This window comes from uncultured Aureimonas sp. (assembly GCF_913775355.1).
Lineage (GTDB): Bacteria > Pseudomonadota > Alphaproteobacteria > Rhizobiales > Rhizobiaceae > Aureimonas.
In genome coordinates, this window is sequence record NZ_CAJYIU010000292.1 from 1 (window position 1) to 5,872 (window position 5,872).

The following is a 5,872-nucleotide window of genomic DNA, read 5'->3' on the forward strand; positions in this document are numbered from 1 at the left end:
TCGGATCGGTCGCCGCGGGCTCGGCGGCCCTGGCCGAGACCCCGGCCGACACGCTGGTGATCGCCAACGGCATCGACGACATGAAGTCGCTCGACCCGGCCGAAAGCTTCGAGTTCTCGGGGCAGGACCAGATCAACAACATCTACGAGACGCTGGTCGAGATCGATCCGCAGACGCTGAAGCCGGTGCCGGGTCTGGCCGCCAGCTGGTCGGTCAGCGACGACGGCCTGACCTTCACATTCAAGATGGCCGAGGGGCGCAAGTTCGCGTCCGGCAATCCGGTGACCGCCGAGGACGCCGCCTTCTCGCTGCAGCGCGCCGTGAAGCTCGACCAGACGCCGGCCTTCATCCTCACCCAGTTCGGCCTGACCAAGGACAATGTCGACCAGACCGTGAAGGCGGTGGACGCCTCGACGCTCCAGATCGTCACCGACAAGCCCTACGCCCCGTCCTTCCTCTACAACGCGCTGACGGCCGAGGTCGGCTCGATCGTCGACAAGGCGGTGGTGATGGAGAACGCCGGCGAGGACTACGGCAACACCTGGCTCGACACCCATTCGGCGGGCTCGGGCCCCTATGTCCTGCGCGCCTGGAAGCCGAACGAGTCCGTCGTGCTCGACGCCAACCCGAACTTCAACCATGAGGTCGCGATGAAGCGCGTCTTCGTGCGCCACGTCGTGGAGCCCGCGACGCAGCTTCTCCTTCTCCAGAAGGGCGATGTCGACGTCGCCCGCAACCTCGGCCCCACCGACATCGCCGCCGTCGAGAAGGACCCGAACCTCAAGGTCCAGACCGAGCTGCGCGGACAGGTCTACTATCTCTCCGGCAACCAGAAGGACGAGATCCTGTCGAAGCCGAAGGTGATGGAGGCGATCAAGTACCTGATCGACTACGACGGCATCACCAGCCAGCTCCTGAAGGGGCAGGAGCAGGTGCACCAGTCCTTCCTGCCCGCCGGCTTCCTCGGCGCGATCGAGGACAAGCCGTTCAAGCTGGACGTCGCCAAGGCCAAGGCGCTTCTGGCCGAGGCCGGCTATCCCGACGGGTTCGAGACCGAAATCCTGATCCGCAACGAGAAGGAGCGCGTCGACATCGCGCAGGCCATCCAGGGCACGCTCGCCCAGGCCGGGATCAAGGCGTCGCTCCGTTCGGTGACGGGCGCCGAGGCGCTGTCGATCTACCGCGCGCGCAACCACAAGCTGACGCTCCAGACCTGGGGCCCGGATTACCCGGATCCGCAGACCAACGCCTCGGTCTTCGCCGCCAACGCCGACAATTCCGACGCGGGCGCCCTCGTCGGCAACCTCGCCTGGCGCAACGCCTATGCCGCCGCAGAGACGACGCCTCAGGTGGCCGCCGCCGTCGTCGAGAAGGACGAGGCCAAGCGCGCCAAGCTCTACGAGGACATGCAGCGCCACGAGCAGATGGCCTCGCCGATCGCCGTCCTCTTCCAGCGCTCCGAGCAACCGGCCGTGCGCAAGGGCGTCGACGGCTTCAAGACCGGCAGCGCGGTGGCCTCGGCCTTCTACTGGACCGTCACCAAGACGGCGCAGTAAGCGTGATCGCCAAGACCGTGGGGGCGGGCCGTTGAGCCCGCCCGTGATCGACGAGCCGGCGCTGCATGGCGCCCGCTCGGGGCTTCGCGCCTTCGGCCTGCCGCGCGTCGTCTCGCGCGGCGCGAGCCTCCTCGTCAGCCTGCTCCTGACGCTCTTCGGCCTTCTCTTCGTCACCTTCCTCATCGCGCGCGTCGTGCCGGTCGATCCGGTGCTCGCGATCGTCGGCGACCGGGCGACGCAGGCGCAGTACGACGCCGCACGCGTCTCGCTCGGCCTCGACCAGCCGCTTCCCGTCCAGTTCGTGCGCTATCTCGGCGATGTCGCGACGGGCAATCTCGGACGCTCCAATCTCACCTCGCGCCCCGTCGTCGAGGACATCGCCTCGGCCTTCCCGGCGACGCTCGAACTTGCCACGCTCGCGACGCTGATCGGCGTCCTCATCGGCGTTCCTGCAGGCGTCGTCGGCGCGGTGCACCAGGGGCGATGGCAGGATCAGGCGATCCGCGTCGTCGGGCTGCTCGGCTATTCGATGCCGGTCTTCTGGCTCGGCCTCATCGCGCTTCTCGTGTTCTACGGGCAGCTCGGCTGGGTCGGCGGCCCCGGTCGGCTCGACGTGTCCTACGAGCTCGCCTACGAGTTCGACGTGACGCCCGTCACCGGCTCGATCCTCATCGATTCCGCGCTGTCCGGCGCCTGGGACGTGTTCCGCAACGCCCTGTCGCACCTGATCCTGCCGGCGCTGGTGCTCGGCTACTTCTCGCTCGCCTACATCTCGCGCATGACGCGCTCGTTCATGCTGGAGCAGCTGTCGCAGGATTACGTGACGACCGCCCGCGTCAAGGGCGTGTCGGAGCGGCGCGTCGTCTGGGTCCATGCGCTCGGCAACGCGATGGTGCCGCTGGTCACCGTGATCGCCCTCTCCTATGCCGCGCTTCTGGAGGGCTCGGTGCTGACCGAAACCGTCTTTGCCTGGCCCGGCCTCGGGCTCTACATCACGCAGGCCCTCTTCGCTGCCGACTTCAACGCCGTGCTCGGCGGCACGCTGGTGATCGGCGCGGTCTTCGTCGTCCTCAACATCCTGTCCGACCTCGTCTACACGCTGGTCGATCCGAGGGCGCGATGAGCGGGGCGGCCTCCGCCTCCGCCGGCTGGATCGGCTGGCTGACGACTGACACGCCGCGCTCGCGGCTGCAGGCGCGCGCCGTCTCGCTGTACCAGGGATGGCGCATCCTCAGCCGCAATCCGCTGGCGATGATCGGCCTCGTCCTCATCGCGATCCTTCTCCTGATGGCGGCGTTCGCGCCGCTTCTCGCCACCCACGATCCCAACGCGCAGAACCTGTCCACGCGCCTCCTCCCGCCCGGCGCCGGACACTGGCTGGGAACCGACGAACTCGGGCGCGACGTCTGGAGCCGGCTCGTCTACGGCTCGCGCGTCACGCTCTACGTCGTCGCTCTCGTCGCATTGACGGCGCCGGTGCTCGGCCTCGTGATCGGCACCGTCGCCGGCACGCTCGGCGGCTGGACCGACCGCGTCCTGATGCGCGTCACCGACATCTTCCTCGCCTTCCCCCGCCTCGTGCTGGCGCTCGCCTTCGTCGCGGCGCTCGGGCCCGGCATCGAGAATGCGGTCCTCGCCATCGCCCTGACCGCATGGCCCCCCTATGCGCGCGTCGCGCGCGCCGAGACGCTGACCGTGCGGCGCTCCGACTACATCGCCGCCGCACGGCTGCAGGGGGCGGGCACGCTGCGCATCATCACCGGCCACATCATGCCGATGTGCCTGTCCTCGGTGATCGTGCGCATCACCCTCGACATGGCCGGCATCATCCTGACGGCGGCCGGTCTCGGCTTCCTCGGCCTCGGCGCGCAGCCGCCGCTCGCCGAATGGGGCGCCATGATCTCGTCGGGCCGCCAGTACCTCCTGACCCATTGGTGGGTCGCGACGATCCCCGGTATCGCCATCCTTCTCGTCAGCCTCGCTTTCAACCTTCTCGGCGACGCGCTGCGCGACATCCTCGATCCGCGGAGCGGCCAGCAATGAGCGCGCCCGTCTCGTCCGGCGCGCCGCTTCTCGAGGTGCGCAACCTCAAGGTCGGGTTCGATACGCGGCGCGGGCTGGTGGAGGCCGTGCGCGGCATCTCGTTCGACGTCGGGCGCGAGCGGGTCGCGGTCGTCGGAGAATCCGGCTCCGGCAAGTCGATGACGGGCCGCGCGATCCTGCGCCTCGTGCGCCCGCCCGGACACGTGGCGGCCGATCGCCTCGCCTTTGGCGGCACCGATCTCCTCGGTCTCTCCGAGAAGGAGATGCGCGCGGTGCGGGGGCGGCGCATCGCCATGGTCATGCAGGACCCGAAATATTCGCTGAATCCCGTCATGCGGATCGACCGGCAGCTCGGCGAGGCGCTGCGCGCCCACGGCCGCATCTCGTCCGCTGACGCGCGCCGGCGCATGGTCGCGATGCTGGAGGACGTGCAGATCCGCGATCCCGAGCGCGTCCTGCGCTCCTATCCGCACGAATTGTCGGGCGGCATGGGTCAGCGCGTGATGATCGCGATGATGCTGATCCCCGAGCCGGAGCTCCTGATCGCGGACGAGCCGACCTCAGCGCTCGACGTTACCGTGCAGCTCGAGGTCCTTCGGATCCTCGACGGTCTCGTGCGCGGACGCGGCATGGGGCTCCTCTTCATCAGCCACGACCTTCGCCTCGTCTCGACCTTCTGCGACCGGGTGCTGGTGATGTATCGCGGGCGGATCGTCGAGGAGATCGAGGCCGACCGGCTCGGCCAAGCGCGCCACCCCTATACGCAGGGTCTTCTCGCCTGCCTGCCGCGCATCGGCGGCGGGCACGAGACCCTGCCGACACTCGACCGCCGACCGGAATGGCTGAACGCATGACGACGGGCCCCCGCATCGAAGTCCGCGACCTCGTGGTGACGCTCGGAGAGGGCCGCAACCGCGTCGACGCGGTGAAGGGCGTCTCCTTCGACGTCGGCGTCGGCGAATCCTTCGGCCTCGTCGGGGAATCGGGATCGGGCAAGTCGACGATCCTGCGCGCCATCTGCGGGCTGGCGCCGATCTCGTCGGGCGAGATCCGGGTGGATGGCGACAGGCTGGGGGCACGGCGCGACAAGCGCTTTGCCGCCCGCGTCCAGATGGTGTTCCAGGACCCCTACGGCTCCCTGCATCCACGCCACACGATCGACCGCATCCTGTCCGAGCCCCTGTCGATCCACGGCCTCAAGGACCGCGACCGGCGCGTTCTCCAGGCGCTGGCGGATGTCGGGCTCGACTCAGGTTTCCGCTTCCGCCTGCCGCATCAGCTATCGGGCGGCCAGCGCCAGCGCATCGCGATCGCCCGCGCGCTGATCCTCGAACCGTCGGTCCTGCTCCTCGACGAGCCGACCTCGGCGCTTGACGCCTCGATCCAGGCCGAGGTCCTGAACCTTCTGACGCGCCTTCGGGCCGAGCGCGGTCTGACCTACCTCTTCGTCAGCCACGATCTCGCGGTGGTCGACCACATGTGCGAGCGCCTCCTCGTCATGCGCGGCGGCGAAGCGGTGGAAGCGCTGGAGGAAGGGCGGCTCGCAACGCGCGACGTCGCGTCCGATTACGCGCGGACGCTGATGACAGCGAGCGACGGCTTCGTGCGTCCGCCCGCCGCCTAGGTAGAACCGGCGGCGAGCGCATCCCCTGCCCCGGTCGGAGCGTCGGGCCGTACCAGCGCGCACCGCCCCGCAGCCGAAGCAGCGGCGGGGCGGCGGCACGGGGACTCGAAGCGTTTGCGCCGTTACGGGATCAGCCGGTCGGCGCGCAGCTGCGCGAAGAGGTCGAAGAACGCGTCGTCGGTCGGCTGGTAGTCGAGAAAGCGGAGACGGCGCGACTTGCCCATGTCGGTCATCACCTCGAACGGACGGCCGAGGTCGGCGTCCGTGTGCCAGGGCGAGGCGAGACGATCGAGGTCCGCCTCCGCCAGCCCCTCACGTGTCGCAATGCGACGCCACACCGGCGCATCGTCCCGCATCTGCTCCTCCAGCGGGACGACGGTCCCGTCGAACGGGGCGGGCTCCAGCCCGAACCAGTCGGCGATGCGCGCCCACATCCACTTCCAGCGGAAGACGTCGCCGTTGACGATGTTGAACGCCTCGTCGGCCGCCGCCGGCGTCGTCGCCGCCCACACGAGATGGCGCGCCAGCTGGCTGGCGCTCGTCATGTCGGTCAGCCCGTTCCACTGCGCCGCCGAGCCGGGGAAGCGGAACGGGCGGCCGGTCTCGCGGCAGAGCGTGGCGTAGACGGCAAGCGTCGTGCCCATGTTCA

General features: G+C 69.3%; 5 protein-coding genes and 1 pseudogene. 5 read left to right on the plus strand and 1 reads right to left on the minus strand.

The features are described from left to right. From QZ753_RS17870 to QZ753_RS17890, 5 genes are all read left to right on the plus strand, one after another. Positions 1-1,556 (plus strand): ABC transporter substrate-binding protein (locus QZ753_RS17870; protein ID WP_294645607.1); only part of this gene is annotated, 1,556 nt, incomplete at its 5' end. A gap of 97 nt (positions 1,557-1,653) precedes the next feature. Beyond that, positions 1,654-2,679 carry an ABC transporter permease gene (locus tag QZ753_RS17875; RefSeq protein ID WP_294645614.1) on the plus strand — a complete coding sequence of 342 codons (1,026 nt, stop codon included), beginning with the start codon at positions 1,654-1,656 and terminating at the stop codon, positions 2,677-2,679. Continuing rightward, positions 2,676-3,599 (plus strand): nickel transporter permease, encoded by a 924-nt coding sequence (nikC, locus tag QZ753_RS17880; protein WP_294645609.1) that lies wholly within the window; start codon positions 2,676-2,678, stop codon positions 3,597-3,599. The genes QZ753_RS17875 and nikC overlap by 4 nt, the downstream gene beginning before the upstream one ends. Further along, a complete protein-coding gene (locus tag QZ753_RS17885) occupies positions 3,596-4,453 on the plus strand; it encodes an ABC transporter ATP-binding protein (protein ID WP_294645610.1) in 858 nt (285 codons plus the stop codon). Before nikC ends, QZ753_RS17885 begins: the two co-directional genes overlap by 4 nt. Next, the gene (locus tag QZ753_RS17890) at positions 4,450-5,223 is read left to right on the plus strand and encodes an ABC transporter ATP-binding protein (RefSeq protein ID WP_294645612.1); all 774 of its coding nucleotides are present in this window, start codon (positions 4,450-4,452) and stop codon (positions 5,221-5,223) included. The genes QZ753_RS17885 and QZ753_RS17890 overlap by 4 nt, the downstream gene beginning before the upstream one ends. Positions 5,224-5,345: 122 nt before the next feature. On the opposite strand, the pseudogene QZ753_RS17895 reads toward QZ753_RS17890, so the two are convergent. Beyond that, positions 5,346-5,872: pseudogene (locus tag QZ753_RS17895) on the minus strand (NAD-dependent dehydratase); the annotation flags it as partial.

Bases quoted from the DNA above. Each gene is read 5' to 3' on its own strand.
- nikC (WP_294645609.1), top strand. From the start codon at position 2,676: ATGAGCGGGGCGGCCTCCGCCTCCGCCGGCTGGATCGGCTGGCTGACG.
- QZ753_RS17885 (WP_294645610.1), top strand. From the start codon at position 3,596: ATGAGCGCGCCCGTCTCGTCCGGCGCGCCGCTTCTCGAGGTGCGCAAC.
- QZ753_RS17890 (WP_294645612.1), top strand. From the start codon at position 4,450: ATGACGACGGGCCCCCGCATCGAAGTCCGCGACCTCGTGGTGACGCTC.